Below are 24,720 nucleotides of genomic sequence, written 5' to 3'. Positions count from 1 at the left end.
AATAGCGATTAATAAAGGTCTTGAGTTAACTTTGAACTGATTATTGACGTATTAGTAACTTGGTGCAGGGGAAAAGAACATATGTTGACATTATAGATGGTAAATGTAATAATGGATTATTCTGTTTTGGAGGGGATTACTAATCAATGTAAATAAAGATGATTTATCTGGAATGCCATTGTATGTAATCATGGTACCTGAGAATGGAATGGGTATAGATCGACAGATAAAATTTAATCTGCAAGGAGATAAAATAGTATGACCCCAATAATTGAAGTTAAAAATTTCACGAAAAGATACGGTGATTTCACGGCTGTAAATGATATATCTTTTAGTGTGGAAGAAGGGACGATTTTTGCCTTTCTAGGGCCCAATGGAGCAGGAAAAAGTACAACGATAAATACATTATGTACGATTTTTGAAAAGACCTCGGGGACACTTTTCATCGATGGAAAAGATGTCACGGATCAAAAAAGTGAAGTTAGAGCAGCAATAGGAGTAGTATTTCAGGATTCAACACTGGATGCAAAAATGACCATCGAAGAAAATCTAAAGATGCACTGTGTTTTTTACCACATACCGAAAAAGGAAGTGGAAGAACGTATACAGTTTGTTTTAAAATTAGTAGATTTGTTAGGTGAAAGAAAGAAACCAGTCGGCGCTTTATCCGGTGGAATGAAACGACGTGTAGAAATTGCCCGCGGGTTAATTCACTATCCCAAAGTGTTATTTCTTGATGAACCCACGACCGGGCTTGATCCTCAAACAAGAGCTCATATATGGGAGTATATCATAAAGCTTCAGAAAGAGAGAAATATTACAATCTTTCTTACGACACATTATATGGAAGAAGCAGAAATATGTAATAAAATAGCAATCATCGATGGTGGTACCATTGTGGCTCATGATACGCCCTATGCTTTGAAAAAGATGTATACAAAAGATAAAGCCTATATCGCTACAAAAGATGAAACAAAGCTGGAACAACTGTTGGTACAATATGATCTTGAGTATGTAAAAAAGGATGGCTATTATAAGGTAGAAGCTGAAAACCTGGATCGTCTGTTACAGGTTCTTAGTATTCACAAAGAAGATATTACAAATATTGAGATTAGAAAAGGTACCTTTAATGATGTTTTTTTGGAGATAACAGGTAAAAAGATTAGGGAGGAGGATTAATATGAATACTGTACTTGCATTGTGGATAAGAGGACTAAAAGCTTTTATCAGAAATAAAACAGGGTTAATTTTTTCTTTAATATTCCCATTTTTCTTTGTTTATGTGTTTGGTGCTATTTTTAAAAATGACTTTATTGAAAATCCAATTGCCTATATGCTATCCGGCGTTATTATAACTACGGTGTTTGAAAGCTCACTTAATTTAGCTTCTTCCACTGTTGATGATATGGTAAGCGGATTTATGAAAGAGGTTCTGGTTTCTCCAGCGAAAAGGATTGCAGTTGCAATGGGACAAATATTATCGGCTGCTACTGTTTCTACCTTACAGGGAATCTTGATTTTAGTGATAGGATTATTTATTGGTATTAAGTTTACTCATTGGACCACACCGTTATATATCCTAATATCAATGATTAGCATTGGGATTGTTTTTTCAGGTGTTGGGTTATTTATGGCAACGAAGGTCCGCAACGGACAAACGTTTCAGATAGTTAAGACGGCAGTAACCATGCCTCTGACTTTCCTTTCTGGTGCCTACATTCCCTTATCAATGTTGCCGGGTACCCTTAGATATGTCGCATATATTAATCCAATGACTTACGCTACTGCATTTTTTCGTATGATTGTTTTAGAAAAAACAAATTTATCAGCAGTAGAACTTGTGAAGGAGGGACTGGCAATTGATATTAATGGATTTATAGTCACTCCGGTTATGTCTTTTGCTCTTATTTTAATCATTGGGCTGGTATTTTTATTGTTATCAACGATTTCATTCGTAAAAACAGATTTTTCCCGTCTGAACAGAAGTGCGACAGATGCCAATGCTTTATGGGGCTGATTATTCATATCATTACAGGAGCCAATTCAGGGCGTGGGTTAGAATGCAAACACATGTAAAAGAATTAAATTACCATTTGAAGGGAGAAATAAAAAATGTCGATGAAAGATATGGAAAGAATGAAAAAACTTTTAGAAGAGAAGAAATCTAAAGGCGGTTTCTTGAAAGACGAGAAAAAAATTGGTGTTGGTAAAGTTGAAAAGATGAATAAAAATATAGGAATTGGATCAACAAGAACGAAAAAAATATCACAATAGATGTGTGTATAGAGTAGTATTATTAGGTATCCTTTAATCTGCATTCAGGAATTTATTATATCTTCCATACTGGCTATTTTTGGATGTACCTGTATTTGGTCAATTATTGAATTAAAGGAACAGCGGGAAAGGGTTAATAGGGGATGGTTTCCCAAGAATCCAAAACGCATAGAAACCAAATGTGATGAAACCAATGCCTGACAATGTAAAATATCGCCATGCGGTACACTGCTATCTGGCTGATACGGAATATGGAGAGCGGATTACGGCAGCCATGGGACTTGAACTTGAAAAAGTAAAAGAATTATCAAAATTGGATAACACTGGACTGATTGAGGCAACATTAAAGCCATAAATTTGAAAAAGAGATTACTTATCATTTTGGGGTTTGCCATTCTTATGGTTGGAGCAATTGACATATTTTTGCGGGTTCTTCGGAATCCGCATTTTTGATTTTTGAGCATAGGAAAGGAGCTTTTGTTCCATAGATTTAGCATCTATTTTGCAAAAACTCCTTCCCTTGCATCTTAATAATATCATATATAACCATCAACAACAAGACTGTTTTTCTGATGAGAGTTGTGCTAGAGTTTAATAACGGTTTTGGAAGATAAACTTCCTGCCGATTTTAGATATGGGGAGGCTTTCGTAATGGGAAATAATCAGTCTGAATTAGAATATGAAATTAAAAGGTTAGAGGAAACTATATCTTTAGCAAAAAAGCAATTGAATCAAGCGAGGCAGAGAAATGAGGAGAATAAGTCAGCGATTCTTTCCGCCAAAAAAGAGTTGCGTGAAAATACAACACACTCTATTTCAGGTCTTTGGTCTTCAGATGGTTTTGAAGCGCTTGCTGAATTAAGTCAATATGTGAATCCAGTTACAGAAAAAATCGCAGACTACGAAGCGGTAGAGAACAAAATCCTACTACTGGAAAACTTAATTAAATCTCCTTATTTTGCTCGAATTGATTTTAAATTTGATGATGAGGATATGTCTGAAAAAATATATATAGGACGGTCTTCCTTAAAGAAAGACAATTCATATGAAATGTATATTTATGACTGGAGGTCACCAATAGCAAGTGTCTTTTACCGCTTTGTAACTGGGCAGGCATTTTATGATTCACCTGGCGGGAGAATAACCGGAGAGGTTGATTTAAAGCGCCAGTATGAAATAAACAACGGAGTATTGGAATATTATTTTGATGCTGACGTTCAAATTGTAGATGAAATTTTGAGAAAGCTATTGTCCCAAAATACTTCTTCCAAAATGAAAACGATTGTAGAATCCATACAGAAGGAACAGGATATTGTGATAAGAGATATGGAAAATGACTTATTGATAGTGCAAGGTGTGGCCGGAAGTGGTAAGACTTCCATAGCCCTTCATAGAGCAGCGTATCTTATGTATCAAGGTCTGTCATCTAAGCTGTCCGCTAATAATATAATAATTATTTCTCCAAACACATTATTTGAACAGTACATTTCTAATGTAATACCCGAACTTGGTGAAGATAATGTTGTATCAGTGATATTCGAAGAAATGCTTGCTTCCATATTGCAAAACGAACGTATACAGTCAAGAAATCAATTTTTAGAAAATTTAATCACAAGCTCTGGGTATCGGGATATTATTAAAAGCAGCATAGAATTCAAGACTTCACATCAATTTATGGAAATATTAAATCTGTTTATTCGGGATATACCTGATAGATGGATAGAGTTTGAGGATATCTATTATGAGGGGCAGTGTATTGTAACCAAAGAAGTGTTAAAGGAGAAAATACTAGGAAGAAATGAAACTCCTTTAGGGGTGAAATTAAAGCAATTAGAGGATTTTATAGTAGAGTCGATATATGAGTCTAAGAAAATCCGTTTAAAGAAATCAGTTAAAAAAGAAATACTGAAATTTACCGAGATTAATGTTTTAACTCTGTATAGAAAGTTATTTAATGATAGAGAATATTTTTATGATTTAGTAAAAGATTTTAAGCTTCCCGATTGTATTGAAGATATTTTAATATACACACAGGAGAATTTAAACACCAAGCTTTTATACTATGATGATGCAACTGCCCTCGCTTATTTGAATTTAAAAATAAATGGAGCCAATGAATATAAAAACATAAAGCAAGTGGTAATCGATGAAGCGCAGGATTATTATCCTCTCCATTATGAAATATTTAATTTACTGTTTGCAAATTCTCAATTTACGATTTTGGGGGATATAAACCAAACCCTTGAAAAAAAAGAAGATTTATCCCTATACGAACAAATTAGTAAAATTTTAAATAGAAAAAAATCATCCCTTGTTACAATGGATAAAAGTTTTCGCTGTACGAATGAAATATTGATGTATAGTTCGAAATTCATTAAGCAAAGTTTGGAAATAAAAAGCTTCAACCGAAAAGGGGATGAGCCGAAAATCTACACAGCATCTGACCAATTATCTCTTAACGATATGATTATTTCAGAAATTAAATTATGTTTGGAAAAAGGATATCAGTCAATCGGACTAATCTGTAAAACTGAAAAAAATGCCATTTCCTTGTTTGGGTTTTTAAAAGATAGAGTTGATGTTCAATTAATAAAAGATGAAAGTACAGCAGATTTACATGGAGTATTTATTATACCTGTATATATGTCAAAAGGGCTTGAATTTGATGCTGTTTTAATTTGCGACACTGATACCACAAATTATCATAGTGAAGATGACAAAAATTTATTATACATTGGGTGCACAAGGGCTCTCCACAGGCTCAATTTGTTCTGTAAGGGAGAGGCCAGTCCGCTGTTATAGAAAGATTTTGTTTACAATTTCCTGGGAAAAATAAAACAAGCCTTAGAGGGAGATAATAACGGTAAAGAAATAAAGGAGCTATGTTATTACAATTGACTATTTTTCTACTATGAGAGGAGATTTTACTATGAAAGATGAAAAAAGAAAATTAACGCCGGAACAACAGGAAGAGATACTTAAAATATTGAAAATCCGTTTTGAGAAAAACATGGATCGCCATAAAGAGCTTGAATGGGGTGAAGTACAAACAAAGCTGGAAAATAATCCCGAAAAGCTGTGGTCCCTTTATGAAATGGAAAGAACCGGCGGTGAGCCGGATGTAATCGTTCATGATAAAAACACTGGTGAATATATTTTTTATGATTGCTCCCCAGAAAGTCCCAAAGGCCGCAGAAGTGTTTGTTATGACCGTGAAGCACTGGAGTCGAGGAAGGAACACAAACCACAAAACAATGCTGTTGATATGGCTTCCGATATGGGTATTGAGCTTTTAACAGAAGAAGAATACCGGGAGATGCAGAAGATTGGGCACTTTGATATGAAAACATCGAGTTGGGTAAAAACACCTGAGAATATTAGAAAACTGGGAGGGGCCATCTTCTGTGATCGTCGTTATGATACGGTCTTTGTATATCACAATGGAGCAGAATCCTACTATGGTGCCAGAGGTTTCCGTGGCCTGCTAAGGGTTTAATTTCAAAGGGGCTTTTGTAAAATATATTTTTCTGGAACTTAGAAGAACTTTATATTTCTCGAAATTTGTGCTCCGTCGCGCGAAAGACAGCGGCATTCTCTATCTTGCCGCTTTTCGCACATACATCGCACAAATTATCTACGAAATATAAAGTTCTTCTTATATACAGAGAATCTTATATTTTTGCAAAAGCCCCTTTTAGAATTACTGATTACTCATTACCGAGTAAAAAAATTATGCTGAATACTTACAATTAGGTTGGAAACAATAATCCTAGGAGGTGTTCACATTATGGTATCACGTAAATCAGTCATAACTTTTGGTATGGTAGCAATCCCAATTGCTATGCATACCACCACCCAGGATAATGATATTCATTTCAATCAGCTGCATAAAGAAGACAACAGCCGCATTCGATATAAGAAGACCTGTGCCCATTGTGGTAAAGAGATCAAGGGGGGAGATATTGTAAAGGGATTCGAGTATGATGAAGACAAATATGTTGTTGTAACAGATGATGAGATTGAAAAGATCAAGACGGAAAAAGAAAAGTCTATTCAGATTCTGCACTTTGCCCAATTGAATCAAATTTCCCCAGTCTACTATGAGAAAACTTATCAGGCCGTACCCGAGGCAGGGGGTGAAAAACCTTTTGAATTGCTTCGTGCCGCGCTGATGGGAGAACAGAAGATAGCCATAGGCAAAACAGTTATGGGAACCAATGACACATTGATGGCAATTATCCCCAGAGAAGAAGGCATCCTAATTTCTACCATGTACTATGCAGATGATATCAAAGAGTTACAAAAACAGTATAATAAGCCTGAAGTATCCGAGCAGGAACTGAATATGGCAAGAACGCTGATCAATTCTATGGATACGCCTTTTGATCCTTCAAAATACAAAGATGAATACCAGACCAGACTCCGTGGCCTCATCGAGACAAAAGTTTCCGGAAAGGAGATTGTTGCTACGGAACCTGACAGTACCGGCAAAGTCATCGACCTCATGGAGGCCTTGAAAGCCAGCGTCGAGAAAGCGAAGAAAGACAAGGAAACTGCATGATTTTATGAATGAAAGACTAAACAAGTACAATCAGAAAAGGAATTTTGAAAAGACTTTAGAACCGGAAGGTAAAACAGAAATTTCTAAAGAAGGTCTGAGATTTGTCGTCCAGCATCATATGGCCCGTAGAGAACACTATGATCTGCGCCTGGAATGGAAAGGAGCTCTTTTAAGTTGGGCGGTGCCTAAGGGTCCTTCCTATGATACCCGTGATAAGAGGCTTGCGGTACGGGTGGAGGACCACCCACTGGAATACAGAAACTTTGAAGGAACAATTACTGAAGGAGAATACGGCGGCGGAGTAATCATGCTCTGGGATGAAGGCTTCTGGGAACCTTCTGGAAATGTGGAAGAAGGACTTCAAAAAGGTGAGCTGAAGCTTGTCCTGAGAGGGAGACGGCTGAAAGGAAAATGGGCTTTGATCCGGTGGAAAGAGAAATCCGGAGAAACGAGGGATAACTGGCTTTTGCTGAAAGAAAAAGATGAGTATGTGAAAACTGACGATGGGATATCTGAACTTATCACCAGTATCAGGACCGGACGTACCATGAAGGAAATCGAAGGAGGGGAAGAGGAAAAAATTATGAGGAACCCCTTTGACAGAGCAGATGTACAGCTTGCCCAATTGGCCAATAAGATTCCTGAGGGAGAGGAATGGCTCTATGAATTGAAATACGACGGTTACAGGATCGTGGCTTTTGTAGAAGGAAACAGTGTCCGGTTAATGACCAGGAACGGCAATGATTATACAAATCGATTTCCTACCGTTGCGTCCTCTCTCATGGATCATGCTGCAGGAAGACCAATGGTGTTAGATGGTGAAATAGCAATTACGGACTCATCGGGTAAGACGGATTTTCAGGCACTGCAAAACTACATGAAAAATCCAAAGGTTCAAAATCCTACCTATATCATCTTTGATCTCCTTGCATTGGATGGTGTGGACCTTCGGAAGGAGACTCTGACCTACAGAAAAGAAAAGCTTGAAATTTTGATGAAAGATGCCCCAAAAGACCTTTACTACAGCCGTTATGTCAAGGGAAATGGGAAAGAAAGTTTTGCTGCCGCCTGTGAGGCAGGTACAGAAGGCATAGTAGGTAAAAAAGCAGATTCCATTTATAGTGGGACAAGGAACGGTGACTGGATCAAACTAAAATGCGATAAAAGACAGGAATTTGTTATTGGAGGATATACCCTTACCGACAAAAAAGTAAGTGGGGTAAGTTCACTCCTTCTTGGTGTTTATGAAGGTGAGGATTTGGTCTACACCGGACGTGCCGGCACCGGTATAAGTAAAGATGACGGGGAGATGCTTGAGAAAAAATTTGAAAACCTAAAAAGGACGGATACCCCTTTCAAACTCTCGCCAAAGCCCAGGGCAAAGGAAAAAATCACATGGCTTGAACCGGAATTGGTGGCAGAAATTAAATTTGCCCAATGGACCAAAGATAATCTATTAAGGCAGGCAAGTTTTAAAGGTATGCGAATAGATAAGGATCCTAAGGATATAAAAAAAGAAAAGGGATCAGAGGAAACACAGACTCTTCCATCCGACGGAGAAATGGAGAAACCAGTGGAAGTGAATGCAAATAGTATCATGATCCAAGGAATAAAGATTACAAACCCCGATAAGGTGATGTTTCATGAACCTGAAATCACAAAGGAAGATGTGATCCGGTATTATGAAAAAGCTGCTGAACACATGCTCCCATATGTGAGTCACAGGATTTTAAGTGCTGTACGCTGTCCCAAGGGAATATCCCAGGCATGCTTTTTTAAGAAACATCCTGGTCCGGATAGCAAAGGTATTATCACAATACCTGTTACCAACGGAAACGGAGAAATGGAGGATTACTTTTATATCGAGAACATATCCGGGCTCATATATGAAGTACAAATGGGTACACTGGAATTTCATATCTGGGGAAGCTGTGTGGACGAACTTGAAAAGCCCGATATGATGGTTTTTGATCTGGATCCCGATGAAGGAATGGAATTAAGCCGTGTGCGCCAGGGAGTGAGAGATATACAGAGTATTCTTGGTGAACTTTCATTGAACTCGTATCTTAAGACCAGCGGTGGTAAAGGATACCATGTGGTCGTTCCTTTAAAGCCCGTTGTGACCTGGAATGTATTTCACGATTTTGCAAAACGGGTTGCCGAAGTTATGGAGCAGAAATGGCCTGACCGTTATACAAGTAATGTAAGAAAAGCTAAGCGTACAGATAAGATATTTATTGACTGGATTCGAAACGGCAGAGGCGCTACAAGCATTGCCCCCTATTCCATAAGAGCGAGAAAAGGAGCAAAAGTATCCATGCCCATCTCATGGGATGAACTTGATACGATTGCTCCTGACGGTATCAATATGGAAGATGCTATTTTAAGGATTAGTGGTAATGACCCTTGGCAGGACTTTTTTAAGAATAATCAAATGCTTCGATGATTTTAGAATATAACTCATTCTGAAAAAACGAGGGTATCCCTGAATAGAATAGGGATTTAACAGTCTTAATCCAAAAAGGGTGGCCATTCCACCCTTTTATCACCCTGACTTTTCATTACAAGATAACCTTCAAAAATAAAGTGACTGTCACTAATGAAAGCAGCGTTGTTACAGATACAATCACAGCAGCGTAATCCTTCTCCTTATTATATTGTTCAGCCAGTATAGAAGTCATAGCTGAGGCAGGCATGGCAGCCATGATAATTACTGTATTTATAGATTTTGATGATTCATCTATCAATATGGAGAAAAAATAAATGATCATAGGTATGATAATTAATTTTGTGACTATCCCGTAATAAATGGTCCAGTCTTTAACATAATTTTTGATTTTGACTTCAGAAAGTATAGTTCCAATAATTAGCATGGATAATGTACCAGTGATAGAGCCGATGTTTCTGACACTGGATAATATTACTCCTGGTAGCTGAATCCCTGATATCATAATCATCAGTCCTAAACATACTGCTATAATTGAAGGGTTTAGAAGAATCTTTCTAATTTCCAACCCAAGCTCTTTTTTATTAAAGTCTCCTTTATATAAAATAATTCCATATGTCCAAACTAAAATAACAAAAAACATATTAAATATAGATCCATATACAATTCCCTCAGATCCATAGATGGAGTTCAGTATAGGAAAGCCAACATACCCTGTATTAACGAAGACATTAGCAAAATGCAGGATTATTTTTTTGTCATTTTTGATTGGCAATAATAATAGATGAGAGGCTGCTACCATAATTATATAAGCAGCAATACTATAGTATAATGTTTTTATAACGTTTGTTTTAATTGACTCATCATATGTAAAGAGAAACGAAGCGAAAATCATAAATGGTAACGCTATCTGGATCAATATATCAATTAATCCTTTATTTATCTGTGCAGTAATGATTTTTTTTCTATTTCCATAAACTCCGACTAATATTATGAAGAATAGTGTAAAAACGCTTTCAGTAATAACAGATAAATTCATATGGCTATCCCCCCATGGAAGTATTAACCATTTTATGTGAGAGGGTTATTATTGTTACAAGGTAGATTATATTTACAATGTAATTTATATTTCATATTAAATTTATGATTTCCCTTTAATCTGCTTCAATAATTTGCTTCGAAGTATCTGTTCATATATGAGATTGAAAGCGATTCCGACTGCAACCAGCACCCCGCCTTTAAAGGTTGCTTCTGTAAATCCACTCTTTGTGAACATATCAATTGCGATTCCGGTAAATACCTGACCAACAAAAGTCAAAAGTGTTAATCGAAATGCCGGTACTCTTGGAACTGTTATGTTACTCAACAATACAGTGGAGACACCAAGTATTCCTCCTAAATATATCCATGGATTGGGTGAAAATGTATTGGCAATGAAAGGGGGATGATTTCTTTCAAATACTACTGTGATTGCAACTGCAATTGGAAGCCCTACAGCATGGTTCATGAATGAACTTTGTAGTTCTCCAATGTATCCTGACAGTCGGGCATTAACTGTACGGGAAAGGACTACTGTGATTCCGGAACAGATAGAGAGGAGTAGTGCGTATAGAGCGGCATCCATTGGATCATTAAGCATTACAAGAATCCCGGCAAAGGAAAAAACAAGTCCGGGAATAGATGACTTTCGAAAAGGATGCTTTTTCATACCAAAAAGACCCAGACAGTCAATCAATAATGAAGCTATAGTCTGCCCAAACAGCCCTAAAGCTACGATACTTGTCAGACTGATTTTCCCATAAGCAAAATTATTAAAAACTGTTGTCAAAACACCAATTGCCCCACCCAGATACAACCAGAGAGGCTGGCCTTTCTTTCGGGAAATTCTTTTCTTTGCTGCCTTGCATAGTAAGAATGCAAATACAACACCTACCACATGAATAATTATAGCTGCGGTAAAATTGCCGTATTGCAGTGTAAGCCTGCCGTTGAGCGCAACCATTATGGCAATGACTAATCCTGTTAATAAAGATAATATATTATACATATTATCACCTCCGTTAAGTCATTATATAACACAAATTGACATCCCCATAGGACATATGTCATACTGGATGCATTATATATTGTATCAGCTGGAGGAAAATAAATGCAAAAAAGTCCTTTAAAAAAAGAACATCTTAATAAATTAACAGAGTATGGCATAAACAACATGGCTCTGGATGCCTGCACATGTTTGCACTTTAAAGCCGGGGAAACCATTTTACAGGAAGGAATGCCAATTACACAACTTATGATTGTTATAACAGGAAAGGCTAAAGTTTGTTCTACCGGGAAAAATGGGAAAGATTTAGTTTTGTGCTACTACATTTCCGATGGAATTATAGGTGATATTGAGTTGATGACAAATACCTATGTTGCTGCAACCAACATGATAGCCATAACTGATTTTGAATGTATTGCATTACCTTATCAAAAATATGTCATAGAATTAAAAAGCAATCTTGCTTTTTTAAACAGAATTGGGAGTGAACTTTCTGCCAAGCTGTTGCGAAGCTCAAAAAATTATGTGTATACTGCTCTGTATTCAGGAGAAGAACGTCTATGTTCATATATTTTACAGACATCACATGATGATATCTTTGATGATATATTGACAGATGTATCCTGTTCAACAGGCATGAGTTACAGGCATATGTTTCGATTGCTGAACCAGCTCTGTAACGACGGACTGCTGAATAAAAGAGACAAGGGGTATCTTATTGTTGATCGGGACGAATTGATTCGCAGGGCCGCAGAGTTTTTATAAAAAGATAATATTATGGTTTTGACATTCTAATATGAGTTTGGAATTCAGAAATAAATTTATAAATAAGGATCGGTATGGTTTAGATAACTAAAAGGGTGGTAACTCCACCCTTTTATTATTTTCTTTTCATTTAAAGTGATTTTCTTAAAGATACCTGTCAATTTACGGCTTACATACAGAACATGGATCATAGTATTTTTTTGCTTCGCTTAAAGAAATGGAGATCTTAGATTGACGTAAATATCTGCAGCTGCCTTTATGATATTTGGAACCGGTTTTTGTTACATAAACGGTTGTTTCTTTCTTTTTCGTATCAGATGCAGTCGAAGTTGAAGCTTTAACTCCAAGGGACTTTAGCAAGGTTTTATTGACTGTTCCGGTAACTTTTAAATCTTTATCTTTTTGATAATCCTTAATGGCAGCTTTCGTTTTTTTGCCCATGATGCCATCAGGGGTACCGCAGTCATAACCTAATTTATTCAGTGCTTTTTGTACATTTTTAATAGTCGCTTTGTTGTAAGTTGCCGCTTGTACTGTAGATACAACGGGTATATTAGCAATAGGTGCAGCAGTAGGTGTAACAATGAAGGATAAACTTATAACGAGCAGTGCTTTCGCTAAAAACTTTTTAATCTTTTGCATTTGCATTCTCCTTACATATTTATATTTTGATTTATAACTATATTATAAATCAAATGGAAAATAATGCAAGTTAATATAGAGATATATTCTATATAACAGTTGTTTAGTTCTTATGAATGTTTATTTCTAAATTCAAAAGGTGTCAGACCCGTGTTTTTTTTGAAAACCAGATTAAAGTAAGTGACATTGTTAAAACCAACTTTATATGCGATTTCAATTATTTTATTATCAGTTTCAATTAATAGTTTCTTTGCTTCTTTCATTCTTATGAAATGAATATATTCAATAAATGTAACTCCCATATTTTTTGAAAAAAGGCGGCTTAAGTATTGAGAATTCACAAAAAACAGATCAGATATATGGGTTAATTTAATATCTGTATTATAAAATTGTTCAATATATTCAACTGTTTGTTGAATGAGCCAATGTCTGTTATTAATATGAGTGGCTGGGCGTTTTCCCTGAAATAAATCTTTGTTTGCATCTAAAATTAAGTGAATGCAGCCACTTATAATATCAGCCATTTTAATATAATCATCTAATCTGCTTATGGATATGTTTTCTAACTCATTAATCAAATCACTTAAATGCGATTTACTGTGTGTTATGCCCGAAGCATATTGTATCTGCCGGATCGTTTTTTCTGTATCTTCTTCAATCAAAATATTACCAATATATACGATGCAAAATAGACTATCATTTATAAATACTGGCGTAACTATCTCTGTAATGCCTAAATAACATTTCCCTATAAATTGGCACTTTTCATTCATAGCTTTGTTTATGGATAGATATTTGTTTCTCATACAAAGTGCCAAGCCTTTTTTGGTCATTTTTGCTTCATTGCAGAATTTACAATAATGTACTTTATTTGCTGGCTGGACAATTAATGCCGGATCTTGCTGATATGTACCTGTTAAATAGTGTATAGAGATATGTATTTTCTTTGAATAGGAAAGTATATCAATTAGATTTTGTAATTCGAATTTATTATTCATATATGAAATCCCCCAGGAACTATTTATATATAAGTTATATGAAAGAGTATAATAAGTCAATATATTAGAAATTAAAGTCAAAATACTTCAAGATTTTACTGGAAGAAAGTGTATATAATTATGCTATATCAAAAATTATTATGTTATATATAAAGGAGAATGATGTGATGCGACATTTAAATGCAGATATTGCAATTATCGGAGGCAGTACAGGTGGAGTAGCAGCGGCTATTGCAGCACTGCGAATGGGATGCAGTGTAATTCTGACAGAAGAAACAGATTGGATTGGGGGTCAGCTTACGAGCCAGGGAGTGCCTCCAGATGAGCATCAATATATTGAAAAAACAGGCTGTACTAAAAGTTATCGTGAGTTTAGGGAAAAAGTCAGAAAATATTATCGAAGCAATTTTGCATTAACTTTGAGTGCAGAAAATGCAGAATATTTTAACCCGGGTAATGCTGCTGTGGGGAAGTTAAGTGTTGATCCAAGGGTAACAGTATCAGTTTTGGAAGAGATGTTAATGCCTTATATCTTTTCTGGTAAACTCCAATTATTAAAAAATTGTTTCTTAATGAAAGCAGATGTTAATGGGGATAAGATTGATAGTGTTTTTCTTGAACATCATTTATCAGGAGAACTTTACTGCCTGACGGCTGACTATTTTCTCGATGGCACGGATTGCGGAGATCTTTTGCACCATTGCCAGGCAGAGCATGTAATGGGATCAGAGTCACAGGCAGATACAGATGAACCCCATGCATTGCCAGGTGAAGCAGATCCATATGATATGCAGTCAGTATCTCATTGTTTTGCAGTGGACTATATTGAAGGTGGCGATTTTACAATCGATAAACCAGAAACGTATGATTACTGGAAAAGATATAAGGCTGATTATTGGCCTGATATGCAGCTGAGTATGACAACCCCTCATCACATAACACATGAACCGTTAAAGTGGTCACTATTTGGAGAAAATGGTGGCCGGGATATGTTCCAGTATAGAAGAATATTGGATAAAACATTATTTTTGCCGGGAACTTATCATAGTGATATTACGATTATCAATGTACCCCAAACTGATTATTTTGAAGGTGTGATTTTCAATGTACCAGATGCGGCCTGGCATTTAAAAGCGGCGAAGCAGCTGAGCTTGTCATTTCTTTATTGGCTTCAGACAGAAGCACCAACTATGACGGGTACTCCTGGCCATAAGGGATTGAGACTTAGGAAAGATGTAATGGGAACGGAAGATGGATTAGCAAAAGCTGTTTATGTAAGAGAATCAAGAAGAATTAAGGCTGAATTCACAATCTTGGAGCAGCATGTTGCTACAGATTCCAGAAAGGATGGAAAGGCTGCACAATTTGAAGATTCTGTTGGAATTGGCCTGTATCGAATTGATTTGCATCCTAGCACAGGTGGCAGAAATTACATTGATATAGGTTGTCTGCCATTTCAAATCCCTCTGGGAGCTTTCATTCCTGTACGTATGGAAAATATGCTTCCTGCATGTAAAAATATAGGAACTACTCATATTACAAACGGCTGTTATCGATTACACCCTGTGGAATGGAATATTGGTGAGGCAGCAGGTGCACTGGCAGCTTTCTGCATTAAAAATAAATATAAACCTCGAGAAGTATATTATACAAGTACAAAAAGAATGGATTTCCAGATGGATTTAAAAAGGCTTGGTATTGATCTGGCATGGAAATTATAAAAAATTACATTAACCGAATCGGTTACAAGTGATAATTAAAGATGGACAAAGAATACGGGTAAATGGGACGGAAGGATATGCAGAAATTCTGTAACAGATAGGATATCCTCATTCTGGAAAAATAAATTAAGTAAGATAGAGAAACTCTGCTGAAATATAGTCAGCAGAGTTTTTATGATGTGCCACATGATTTGAAAGAATTGAAACAGTCCTTTTATACCTAAAAATTTTTTGATTATTATAGACAGTTGAACATTTATATAGTATTATTAGTGCAATAAGTATAACTTGTAATACAAATGTAACTTGATTATAATAGCAATATATAAAAGGAGATATTAAGAAATGAAAGATAACAATATAGGTAAATCGAAAGAAAAGTTAGAAGGAAAATTCATGAGTTCCGTTAAAGTTGGTCCCAAAGGCCAAATTGTTATTCCTAAGGAGGCACGGGAATTATTCAATATTCAGCCTGGAGATACACTTATTCTGCTTGCGGATGTTGAACGTGGCATAGCTATTCAAAGGTTTGAAATGTTTCAAAAATTTTCAGATCAGGTATTTGGCAAGGAAGAAATTTAAGTTTTAACATCATCTAAGTCATGACAAAGAATATTTAGGAGGCTATTATGAGCAAAATAGTATTTTTCTGTATTCCTGCGTATGGTCATACAAATCCAACAATACCAGTGGTTCAGGAATTGACAAAAAGAGGACATGAAGTTTGGTACTACTCTTTTGATATGTTTCGGGAAAGAATTGAGTCTGCCGGAGCAAAGTTTATTCGTTGCGATGAATATTTGCCCGAACTACGTCCTGAAGATGAAAAAAAGGTAGGGAAAGATTTTGCAGCATTAATTGAAATGGTGGCGGATACTACAATTAATTTAGATAAGAAGGTGTGCCAGGAATTACAAGAATTTAAGCCGGATTGCATTGTATCCGATTCTGTATGTTTCTGGGGAAAACTGTTTGCCGGGAAATTAAATGTTCAGTATATATGTTCAACCACAACATTCGCATTTAATCAATATACAGCAAAATTAATGAAGCCTGGTATTGGAGAATTGATTCGAAGTATTGTTGGAATGCCCCGTATCAATAAAAAAATGGAGCTTTTGAAAGCAAGTGGCTATAAAGTCAAGAATTTTATATCTATCATCCAGAATGATAATGAAACAAATACTATAGTATACACATCTAAAGAGTTTCAGCCTATGTCAGAAACATTCTCAGATAAATATGCGTTTGTAGGACCATCTGTAGCGGATACGGAAACGGGCGAACCAAAAGGTGAAAGCAGAACAGTTTATATATCCTTAGGTACTGTACTGAATAAGAATAATGAATTTTATAAAAATTGCATCAAAGCATTAAAGGATTATAATGTAAATGTGATCATGTCCGTGGGTGAAAAAACAGATATTTTTGATTTTGGGGAAATACCTGCTAATTTTCAAATAGAACATAAAGTAGATCAAATTAAAGTACTGAAAAAATCTGATGTGTTCCTTACACATTGTGGTATGAATAGTGTAAACGAAAGTTTGTACAATAGTGTACCTATGGTGTTATTTCCACAACATAGCGAACAGGCACTGGTGGCAGAGAGGACAGCCGAACTGGGTGCGGGACTAATGCTTAAAGGAAATAAACCTAATCATATAAAAAATGCCATTGAGCAGATATTAAATGATGATACCTATAAAGAAAGTGCGAATAAAATATCCATAAGTTTTAAAATTGCCGGAGGCGCAAAAAAGGCAGCAGATACGATTCTAATGGTCATAAATAATAGTGTATAGACAGTACTGCTGCATTTCCAATGATTCATACCTATACTACGCCCCAATTAGTTTCATATATGATAAAATAGAAATAAAAAGATTATATTTCCGACGGAAAGGAGTGGTGATGCAATGAATGAAAAAATTCTGGTGATAGAGGATGAAAAAAAGATAGCAGATGCAATTACTTATGCATTAAAAAGGGAAGGCTATATTGCAGAAGCTGTTTATCATGGAGAAACCGCCATGAAAAAAGTAGAGGAATTTCATCCGGATGCCATTATTTTAGATGTTATGCTTCCCGGTCTGGACGGATATGAAATTCTTAAGAAGCTCCAGGATAAAGGACGGATAGGAGTTATCATGGTAACTGCAAAAGAGGATATTGTCAACAAAATACTGGGACTTGAACTAGGGGCAGATGACTATATAACAAAGCCTTTTGATATGAGAGAGCTGCTTGCCCGGTTAAAATCCCTGCTGCGCAGGATGCAGAAAGCCGAACAGAAGGAGGAGCCTGCTAAGGTTATTCTGGGAGGAATCGTACTTTATATAAGTAAACGAACAGCTTTTGCAGGAAACAGACCACTGGATTTGACACCGAAAGAATATGACCTGCTGGCTCTTTTATTGTCTGATCCTGACCGGGTCTATACAAGGGAGCAGCTTCTTGATCTGATATGGGGAATGGATTATATCGGAGGTACACGCACTGTAGATATTCATGTCCAGCGGATCAGGAAGAAGCTTGGAGAGGAATTTGACAATATAATTCAAACAGTTTACGGGATTGGCTATAAAGCCTCAGGAGGCAGAAGTGAAAATTAGCATAAAAATAAAATTCAGCCTGTTTCTTGCTGTTTTGCTGCTTCTTGTGGTCTCCTTCTTAAGTCTTCTGGTTTTACGAGGTATAAAAAATAACCAGCAAAATCAGTATGAACAGTATTTAGCCGGGCAGGCAAAGACAGCAAATACGTATTTTATTCAGAGCATTTTATCGGAAGAGAACAAGGTACCCCAGACCTTTCTGTCAGTAAAAGGACAGGAATTTGCCAGAGAATTGGAATTGATTACTGGTTTATCCCTGGTTTTATATGACAGACAGGGAGAACTGGTCAGTAAAAAAGTGACGGATACAGAGTCGGACAATATAAAGAAAACGTTGGATTATGCACGAAATAATAAGACTGCGTACCTGACGGAAGGAGATTCCCTATACTATCTGGCTCCCTTAATCATTGGAAATGAGCAGGTAGGTGTCGTACAATTTTACTATTCTCTATCAGGGCATCAGGAATTTTATAACAATATCAGGCGGCTGTTTATCTATATAGGGGCAGGTTTATTTATTTTGAGTTTCTTTCTTGGCAATATATATTATAATTCCTTTGCTGCAGGCATAATAAAGCTTAATGACATGGTGGATAAGATACGGGGAGGTCATTATGAAACCACCGTATTAAAACGAAGGGATGAAATCGGTACGTTAAGTCAGGGAATTCATGAAATGAGCGGGCAGATCATGAGGACCATACAGGGGATGGAAGCCGAACAGAATAAACTTAAGCTCGCCGTTGATAAATTATCGCTTCTTGATAAACAGCAGAAGGAATTTATCGGAAATGTAACCCACGAGTTTAAGACACCATTGACATCAATTAAGGCATATATTGACTTATTGGAAATGTATCCGGACGACGAAGAGCTTTTACAGACTTCCATTGCCAATATTAAAAGTGAAACCGGACGTTTATATGAAATGGTAGATAAGGTACTGCAGTTATCTGCCCTGGAAAAATATGATTTTGAATTAAAATTTGAAAAACTGCCAGTCAAACAGGCAACAGAGTCGGTATTAAACAGCTTAAAAGGCAGGATGGATAAGTTTGGAATCGAACTTAATACTGAGCTGAATGAAGCCTATATAGAAGGGGATAAAGACAGTTTAACGATCGTACTGATCAATCTTTTGGACAATGCCATTAAATATAATAAAACAAATGGAACTATTTTTGTCAGAACCTATATATCGTTTCAACAGGTGTATATTGAAATATCCGATACCGGTATTGGTATTCCGGCAAAACTGATTCATAAAGTATTTGAACCTTTTTATACAGTTGATAAAAACAGGGCAAGAGAGAATGGAGGGGCCGGTTTAGGGTTGTCACTTGCCAGAAAACATGCAGAATTAATGGGAGGCACCATTGCTTTGTTAAATACCGGGATGGAAGGAACCAGTTTCAGAGTCACCTTTCCGGCTGTCCTGAATTAAGCATACAGTATAAGGTCAGGCAGTCCCTATGGCACGAAGTGTCAATATTACAGGCGCTTGTGCATATGATATCATTGTTTACATTTTAGATACAATTGTTTACAGGATATTTATAATTGTATATTATGTGGAAACAAATTCTTGATAATCTATATATCAAGGAGGTGAATTATATGAAGAAGATGCAAATAGCAAAAATATTATGTGTCCTGATCTTATTAATAACTGCTACAGGCTGCAGTGGAGAAAGGGAAAAGGATAAAGTAACCACACAGGAACCTGGAGGTTCCATAACAATCATTGATAAGGCTGGTAATGAAACAGGTGATCCTGGTGTCTCCATAGTCAGGATTGATACCTATGAAAATCTGGAAATCTCTGATTGGATGGATTCGGATACTGTGATTGTTTCAAAGGAAAATGAGTCCCTGGGGAAAATGAGTCTGGAAGAATTATCGGATTCTTACCCAAGAAGCCTGTACCAATATCATCTTGGCACTAAGGAGTATAAGCTGTTAAAAGAAGAGGAAGAACTTAATCTGGGTGGGGCAAAGCTATCACCTGATAAGAAAAACCTGTTATATTATGGTAACAGCCTGGGAGATCCGTCATATTATCTGCTTAATATTGAGAACTTGAAAAGTTTCGGTATTTCAAGTGAATCCATGGGAAATGTAGGGAGTGCAAAATGGGCTGATAAAGATACAGTTATTGGGGCCGGATATATGAATGGCGCCTATTATGCTACTATAGAAGGACAGATCACTTCTTTGGAAGAACTGGACCAAAAGGCTGTATTTATTATTGAGCAGATAAAAGATATGGTTTATTATAACACTACCGACGATACTACTCTTATGGCTCTCAATCTGACTGACAAGAAAATGGCGAGTCTTGGTTTGAACGATGTGTTTGGAGTATATCCTTCTCCCGATGAAAATCAGATGCTGGTTTTACAGTACAAAGGATCAAAACAAGTTCTGTTACTTTGTGACAGAGATGGAAGCAATGCCAAAACCATCGCCGAAGGAATTGAGCTTGGGGGAGTATCCTGGTCTTCTGACCAGCGGATGATTGCTTACAGCATGAAGGGAGAGGGAAGCGGTACTTCCGTTGGCAGTTTGTATGTTTATGATATGTTAACCGGCAAATCCACCCAGATTGCAGTAGATACCGGAAATGTAAATACCTGCTGGAGTCCGTCAGGGGAAGAACTTATCTTTTCCCAGTGGGATGGAAAACAGTATAACAGCAGTATTGTTTATTTAGAATATTCTCTGGAGAAATAGAATATAATTTTTATGCCAAGGGGATGTCCAGGCTCAAACGACATCCTCTTTGGCTTTTCAAGGATTATAGGCCCATTTGTGGCCTGTATATAGATTGGGGGTATTAGTATAAATAAATTTAATAGTATCAAAACCAATAGATTATTCATCCGAACACTTGGGATGCAAGATAGGGATGATTTTTTCAGATATCGTTCCATGCCGGAGATTTTTAAATATCAATCATGGCAGCCGAAGGATATAGGCGAAATTGAAGAGTTCATTAAAGAAAATATAGAGATTTGTCCTAATACAAGTAATACATGGATGCAATTAGCCATATGTCTGGAGGATGGACAACTTATAGGTGATATGGGTATTCATTTTATGGAGGATGACTATCAGGTGGAAATAGGTTATACACTTTCTACTGAATTTCAAGGAAATGGATATGCCAGAGAAGCTGTGAGTGCAATCATTGATTATTTGTTTTATGAACTCAAAAAGCATAGAATTACCGCATCAGTGGATCCTGACAATACAAAATCCATAAAACTTCTTGAAAAAGTTGGTTTTAGAAAAGAAGCACATTTTATTAAAAGCTTCAGGATGAATAATCAGTGGTATGATGATTGTGTATATGCAGTATTGGCTGATGAATGGAATAGTCCTGTTACCAAAAACATGGTATAATTCTATTTAAGAGTTATAAAGAGGATTCTCTTATTAGGGCTAAAATTGGAGCGAAAGAAATTCTAAATAGTTTAATAAATGGAATGAAAGATTCAAAGGGTACTAAAGCTTTAAAGAAACATGAAATGAATACAATCATAAAAGAATAGGAGTGATCAGGTTGAGTCAGACGATTGTAAATGTGGGTCTTATCGGGTATGGTTTCGGTGGTCAGGTTTTTCATGGACCTATATTGACCAGTGTTCCAGGTTTCAATCTTTATATGGTGTATGAAACCAAACATGCAAATATTGAGCTAATTAAAAAAAGACATCCTGATGCAAAAGTGGTTTCGGATGTCAATGAAATTTTTGAAAGTAAGGATATTCATCTTGTTATCGTAGCTACACCCAATATTGTTCATTTTAGTTATGCTAAAAAAGCAATGGAGAACGGCAAAAATGTTTTGGTAGAAAAACCATTCACCTGCACGAGTAAAGAAGCGGATGAGCTGATTGCCATTAGCAGGAAGACAAATAAGCTTTTGACCGTGAACCACAACCGACGCTGGGACAGTGATTTCAGAACGGTAGAAAAGATAATAAAAAATAATTTGTTAGGCGAAATTATTGAATATGAAGCTCATTATGACAGATTCAAACCGGAAACCGGAGATAACTGGAGGTTTCAAAAAGCATCCCCGGCCGGAGGAACTTTGTACGATCTGGGCTCCCATTTAATAGATCAGGCCCAGCATTTATTCGGTCTGCCGGAAGAGATATTTGGTTACGTTGATGTCCAGAGAGAGAAATCTGAGGTCGTGGACAGTTTTGAAGTAATATTAAAATATCAGGATCTTAAAGTTACATTGAAGTCAGGCATGATCGTTCGGGAACCGGCTCCACACTTCTGCCTCAATGGCAGAAAAGGCTCATTTGTAAAGTATGGGATGGATGTTCAGGAAGAAGAACTGATTCTCGGAAAAGTGCCGGATGAATGTGAAGACTGGGGCAGGGAGCCAGAAGCCATTCATGGGAAAATCAATACGGAAATGGGCGGAGTCCATATTACAGGAACAGTAGAAAGTGAAGCCGGTGATTACCGCGAACTCTACCGGAATATATATCAGGCGCTCACAGGTAACGAAGAACTTGCCGTAACGGCACAGCAGGCCCGCAATACCATACGGATCATTGAGCTTGCAGAGCAGAGCAGTAAAGAGAAACGATGGGTGAGATTTGAATAGGTATTATTGAAAAAGCAAAAAAGGATGATCTGGCAATAACAACGGATATTACCCTTAATGGACATCAGTTATTCCATTATGCATTTGATGGTACAAGTCCGGACAACGACCAATGGATCATTCGAAAAAACAGAGTTGTCAATCGGTTCCATAAAAGCTCCTATCACGTGGGAATCGAATTACAGGAATCCGGCAAGACGATGGAGGAAAGCAGTCTGCTAAGTTCTTTTGAATATGCCGCCCATGGGGGAGCATTTCCAATCATCATTAAAAATGTTGGTGTGGTAGGTACTATTACAGTATCCGGTCTTGCACAAGAAGATGATCATGCATTAGTGTTGGCTGTTATCAAGGAATTTTTAGGACTGTAATATTAATTTATTAATAAAGTGATATATTCTCAGACCGTCACAACCGTGGCGGTCATGATTTTATACAATACCACCTTTTATATTGTCGAAAAGTAGTATATATGTTTGACATATGGAAAAAAATCAAATAAAATAGTAATGTGGTTTACCTTTATTTACCTTAATTAGAAAAATATACTTAAAGAAGAAGGAGCTTATTTTATGGAGAGACCAAAGATTAAAATTACACGATTATTAGCATTATTAGCTCTATGCTGTACACTACTGGCAGGAAATCTTTTTATACCAGGTAAGATAGCAGAGGCGGCAGCCAAAAAAACAACTATAAGTGCAACTACAATGACAATACCTGTTGGTAAAATGGGTAATAAGGTTTATTGGAACCAAAATTCCTGGGAACTTAGCAATGCACAGAAGCTTGCTGTAAAAAATCCGGTAAAAGGAGCAACTTATCAATATACATCCAGCAATACGAAGGTTGCTAAAATCGCTAAAAATGGAGGCTATTTAACAGGCCTTAAGGCTGGAAGTGCTACAATAACCTGCACACAGACTTATAAGAATAAAAAGACCACAGTAGGCAAGTGTAAGGTTACTGTAAAAAATGCTGCTTTATCCGTAAGTAGTTATGGTAATCAATTTGCTGTGGGAAATGGTGGATTTAATCTTGCAGACTATTATAGTGCTCTGGATTCTTTATTTACAATAACATATCGTAATCCAAATGCCACTTATACTTTGACATCAAGCAATGCAGATTTTTCTATTAAAGAAGTAAAATATGATGCCTCAAAAGTAAAAGATGTTACAGATAATAAAGAGTATCAGGATGTACTTAAAAGTTTTATCGGAAGCCGTTACCTATATGGATATCAGTTCACAGCTAAAAAGGCTGGTACTTATACGGTTACAGTAAAAGAAACTTATAATAAGAAAACAAAAACTTTGGGCAATTTTAAAGTAGAAATAAAAGATACCAGTATTTCTGAATCTACAAAAGAGTTATATGTAGGTGATTATCTGGGAGCATTTAACCTACTTGATTATGCCAAAGAAAATACAAAGTACTATTTTGATGTAAAGGATACCAGTGTATTAAGCTTGAATCAAGATGGAAGTGACTTAAGCTTTTATGCAAATAAGGCTGGTACTACAGAAGTTACAATAAGGGAAGGATCCGAACAGGGAACTCTTATAGGAACTGTCACTATTACAGTAATTGAGGAGTCTTCTTATGACTATGATGATTTCGACGATTACGATGAATGGATGTAGATAATTTTTTGAAAATATAAATTCCTGGAATACTACAGGTAAACTCACCATTGAGTGTAAAAACCACCAGTGACATGCAAGGATGCGGTTAAATAGCGATAGTATTTCTAATCATGGAATGAAAAAAGTAATTAGGGAGCTGCCCCAAATAATCTGACCCTCGAAAGTCAGATAAAAATATCAACTAAGCAGCTATTAAGGACTGAATCCTGTATTGTGCAGGGTTCAGTCCTTTTAGTTTGCCATCTCAGATTACAAAATGGTATCTCATCTTACAATTAACGTTGAATGAAATCTGAAGTTCCACATCCTGGTATTAGAATTATGTGCACCCCAAAATTCCACAATCCCAGTATTTTCAAGGCTTTATTAAGC

The 24,720-nt window shown here is 36.5% G+C and carries 24 protein-coding genes; 20 read left to right on the top strand and 4 right to left on the bottom strand.

Going from position 1 to position 24,720, the window contains the following annotated elements:
- The first annotated feature begins 258 nt into the window (after positions 1–258).
- The 9 genes from EDD66_RS13780 to ligD all read left to right on the top strand — a co-directional run bounded on the left by EDD66_RS13780 (position 259) and on the right by ligD (position 9,281).
- The gene (locus EDD66_RS13780; RefSeq protein ID WP_123610182.1) at positions 259–1,179 is read left to right on the top strand and encodes an ABC transporter ATP-binding protein; all 921 of its coding nucleotides are present in this window, start codon (positions 259–261) and stop codon (positions 1,177–1,179) included.
- Between the two features lies 1 nt (position 1,180).
- Complete coding sequence (locus EDD66_RS13775; RefSeq protein ID WP_123610181.1) at positions 1,181–2,017, top strand: ABC transporter permease; 837 nt, start codon at positions 1,181–1,183, stop codon at positions 2,015–2,017.
- A gap of 95 nt (positions 2,018–2,112) precedes the next feature.
- On the top strand, positions 2,113–2,274 hold the full coding sequence (locus EDD66_RS18490; protein WP_170164361.1) for a hypothetical protein: 162 nt from the start codon (positions 2,113–2,115) through the stop codon (positions 2,272–2,274).
- Between the two features lie 18 nt (positions 2,275–2,292).
- On the top strand, positions 2,293–2,475 hold the full coding sequence (locus EDD66_RS18960; RefSeq protein ID WP_123610258.1) for a DUF4491 family protein: 183 nt from the start codon (positions 2,293–2,295) through the stop codon (positions 2,473–2,475).
- On the top strand, positions 2,468–2,629 hold the full coding sequence (locus EDD66_RS13765) for a hypothetical protein (protein WP_243115368.1): 162 nt from the start codon (positions 2,468–2,470) through the stop codon (positions 2,627–2,629). The genes EDD66_RS18960 and EDD66_RS13765 overlap by 8 nt, the downstream gene beginning before the upstream one ends.
- A 296-nt stretch (positions 2,630–2,925) precedes the next feature.
- Positions 2,926–5,076, top strand: a complete 2,151-nt coding sequence (locus tag EDD66_RS13760) for a HelD family protein (protein WP_123610180.1) — start codon at positions 2,926–2,928, stop codon at positions 5,074–5,076.
- A 127-nt stretch (positions 5,077–5,203) separates the two neighbouring features.
- Entirely contained in the window at positions 5,204–5,770 is a 567-nt protein-coding gene (locus tag EDD66_RS13755; RefSeq protein WP_123610179.1) for a DUF4256 domain-containing protein, read from the top strand.
- Between the two features lie 291 nt (positions 5,771–6,061).
- Positions 6,062–6,835 carry a non-homologous end joining protein Ku gene (gene ku, locus EDD66_RS13750; protein ID WP_123610178.1) on the top strand — a complete coding sequence of 258 codons (774 nt, stop codon included), beginning with the start codon at positions 6,062–6,064 and terminating at the stop codon, positions 6,833–6,835.
- A gap of 4 nt (positions 6,836–6,839) precedes the next feature.
- Entirely contained in the window at positions 6,840–9,281 is a 2,442-nt protein-coding gene (gene ligD, locus EDD66_RS13745) for a DNA ligase D (protein ID WP_123610177.1), read from the top strand.
- Between the two features lie 115 nt (positions 9,282–9,396).
- Here ligD and EDD66_RS13740 read toward each other — a convergent pair whose 3' ends face one another.
- Complete coding sequence (locus EDD66_RS13740; protein ID WP_123610176.1) at positions 9,397–10,320, bottom strand: AEC family transporter; 924 nt, start codon at positions 10,318–10,320, stop codon at positions 9,397–9,399.
- A 102-nt stretch (positions 10,321–10,422) separates the two neighbouring features.
- On the bottom strand, positions 10,423–11,328 hold the full coding sequence (locus EDD66_RS13735; RefSeq protein ID WP_123610175.1) for a DMT family transporter: 906 nt from the start codon (positions 11,326–11,328) through the stop codon (positions 10,423–10,425).
- 102 nt (positions 11,329–11,430) lie between these two features.
- On the opposite strand from EDD66_RS13735, the gene EDD66_RS13730 reads away from it, so the two are divergent.
- The gene (locus EDD66_RS13730; protein WP_123610174.1) at positions 11,431–12,090 is read left to right on the top strand and encodes a cyclic nucleotide-binding domain-containing protein; all 660 of its coding nucleotides are present in this window, start codon (positions 11,431–11,433) and stop codon (positions 12,088–12,090) included.
- Between the two features lie 162 nt (positions 12,091–12,252).
- On the opposite strand, the gene EDD66_RS18720 is transcribed toward EDD66_RS13730, so the two are convergent.
- Positions 12,253–12,732 carry a peptidoglycan-binding domain-containing protein gene (locus tag EDD66_RS18720; protein ID WP_243115367.1) on the bottom strand — a complete coding sequence of 160 codons (480 nt, stop codon included), beginning with the start codon at positions 12,730–12,732 and terminating at the stop codon, positions 12,253–12,255.
- 110 nt (positions 12,733–12,842) lie between these two features.
- Entirely contained in the window at positions 12,843–13,730 is an 888-nt protein-coding gene (locus EDD66_RS13720) for a helix-turn-helix domain-containing protein (RefSeq protein ID WP_123610173.1), read from the bottom strand.
- A gap of 167 nt (positions 13,731–13,897) precedes the next feature.
- On the opposite strand from EDD66_RS13720, the gene EDD66_RS13715 reads away from it, so the two are divergent.
- The 10 genes from EDD66_RS13715 (at position 13,898) to EDD66_RS13670 (ending at position 24,345) form a co-directional block, all read left to right on the top strand.
- Positions 13,898–15,451 carry an FAD-dependent oxidoreductase gene (locus tag EDD66_RS13715; RefSeq protein ID WP_123610172.1) on the top strand — a complete coding sequence of 518 codons (1,554 nt, stop codon included), beginning with the start codon at positions 13,898–13,900 and terminating at the stop codon, positions 15,449–15,451.
- A gap of 345 nt (positions 15,452–15,796) precedes the next feature.
- Complete coding sequence (locus EDD66_RS13710) at positions 15,797–16,033, top strand: AbrB/MazE/SpoVT family DNA-binding domain-containing protein (protein WP_123610171.1); 237 nt, start codon at positions 15,797–15,799, stop codon at positions 16,031–16,033.
- A gap of 47 nt (positions 16,034–16,080) precedes the next feature.
- Positions 16,081–17,256, top strand: a complete 1,176-nt coding sequence (locus tag EDD66_RS13705; protein WP_123610170.1) for a macrolide family glycosyltransferase — start codon at positions 16,081–16,083, stop codon at positions 17,254–17,256.
- A gap of 114 nt (positions 17,257–17,370) precedes the next feature.
- Positions 17,371–18,066: a response regulator transcription factor gene (locus tag EDD66_RS13700; protein ID WP_123610169.1), complete on the top strand. Its 696-nt coding sequence runs from the start codon at positions 17,371–17,373 to the stop codon at positions 18,064–18,066.
- Positions 18,056–19,513: a sensor histidine kinase gene (locus EDD66_RS13695; RefSeq protein WP_123610168.1), complete on the top strand. Its 1,458-nt coding sequence runs from the start codon at positions 18,056–18,058 to the stop codon at positions 19,511–19,513. The genes EDD66_RS13700 and EDD66_RS13695 overlap by 11 nt, the downstream gene beginning before the upstream one ends.
- A gap of 173 nt (positions 19,514–19,686) precedes the next feature.
- A complete protein-coding gene (locus EDD66_RS13690) occupies positions 19,687–20,802 on the top strand; it encodes a TolB family protein (protein ID WP_123610167.1) in 1,116 nt (371 codons plus the stop codon).
- Positions 20,803–20,895: 93 nt separating this feature from the next.
- Positions 20,896–21,474 (top strand): GNAT family N-acetyltransferase, encoded by a 579-nt coding sequence (locus tag EDD66_RS13685; protein ID WP_330511266.1) that lies wholly within the window; start codon positions 20,896–20,898, stop codon positions 21,472–21,474.
- Positions 21,475–21,634: 160 nt separating this feature from the next.
- A complete protein-coding gene (locus EDD66_RS13680) occupies positions 21,635–22,699 on the top strand; it encodes a Gfo/Idh/MocA family oxidoreductase (RefSeq protein WP_123610165.1) in 1,065 nt (354 codons plus the stop codon).
- Positions 22,696–23,070, top strand: a complete 375-nt coding sequence (locus EDD66_RS13675; protein WP_123610164.1) for a heme-degrading domain-containing protein — start codon at positions 22,696–22,698, stop codon at positions 23,068–23,070. Before EDD66_RS13680 ends, EDD66_RS13675 begins: the two co-directional genes overlap by 4 nt.
- Before the next feature lie 201 nt (positions 23,071–23,271).
- Positions 23,272–24,345: a hypothetical protein gene (locus EDD66_RS13670; protein ID WP_123610163.1), complete on the top strand. Its 1,074-nt coding sequence runs from the start codon at positions 23,272–23,274 to the stop codon at positions 24,343–24,345.
- Positions 24,346–24,720 lie beyond the last annotated feature (375 nt).

It is taken from the genome of Mobilisporobacter senegalensis (assembly GCF_003752155.1).
In the GTDB taxonomy this organism is placed as follows: domain Bacteria; phylum Bacillota; class Clostridia; order Lachnospirales; family Lachnospiraceae; genus Mobilisporobacter; species Mobilisporobacter senegalensis.
This window is presented reverse-complemented; position numbering and strand designations above follow the sequence as displayed.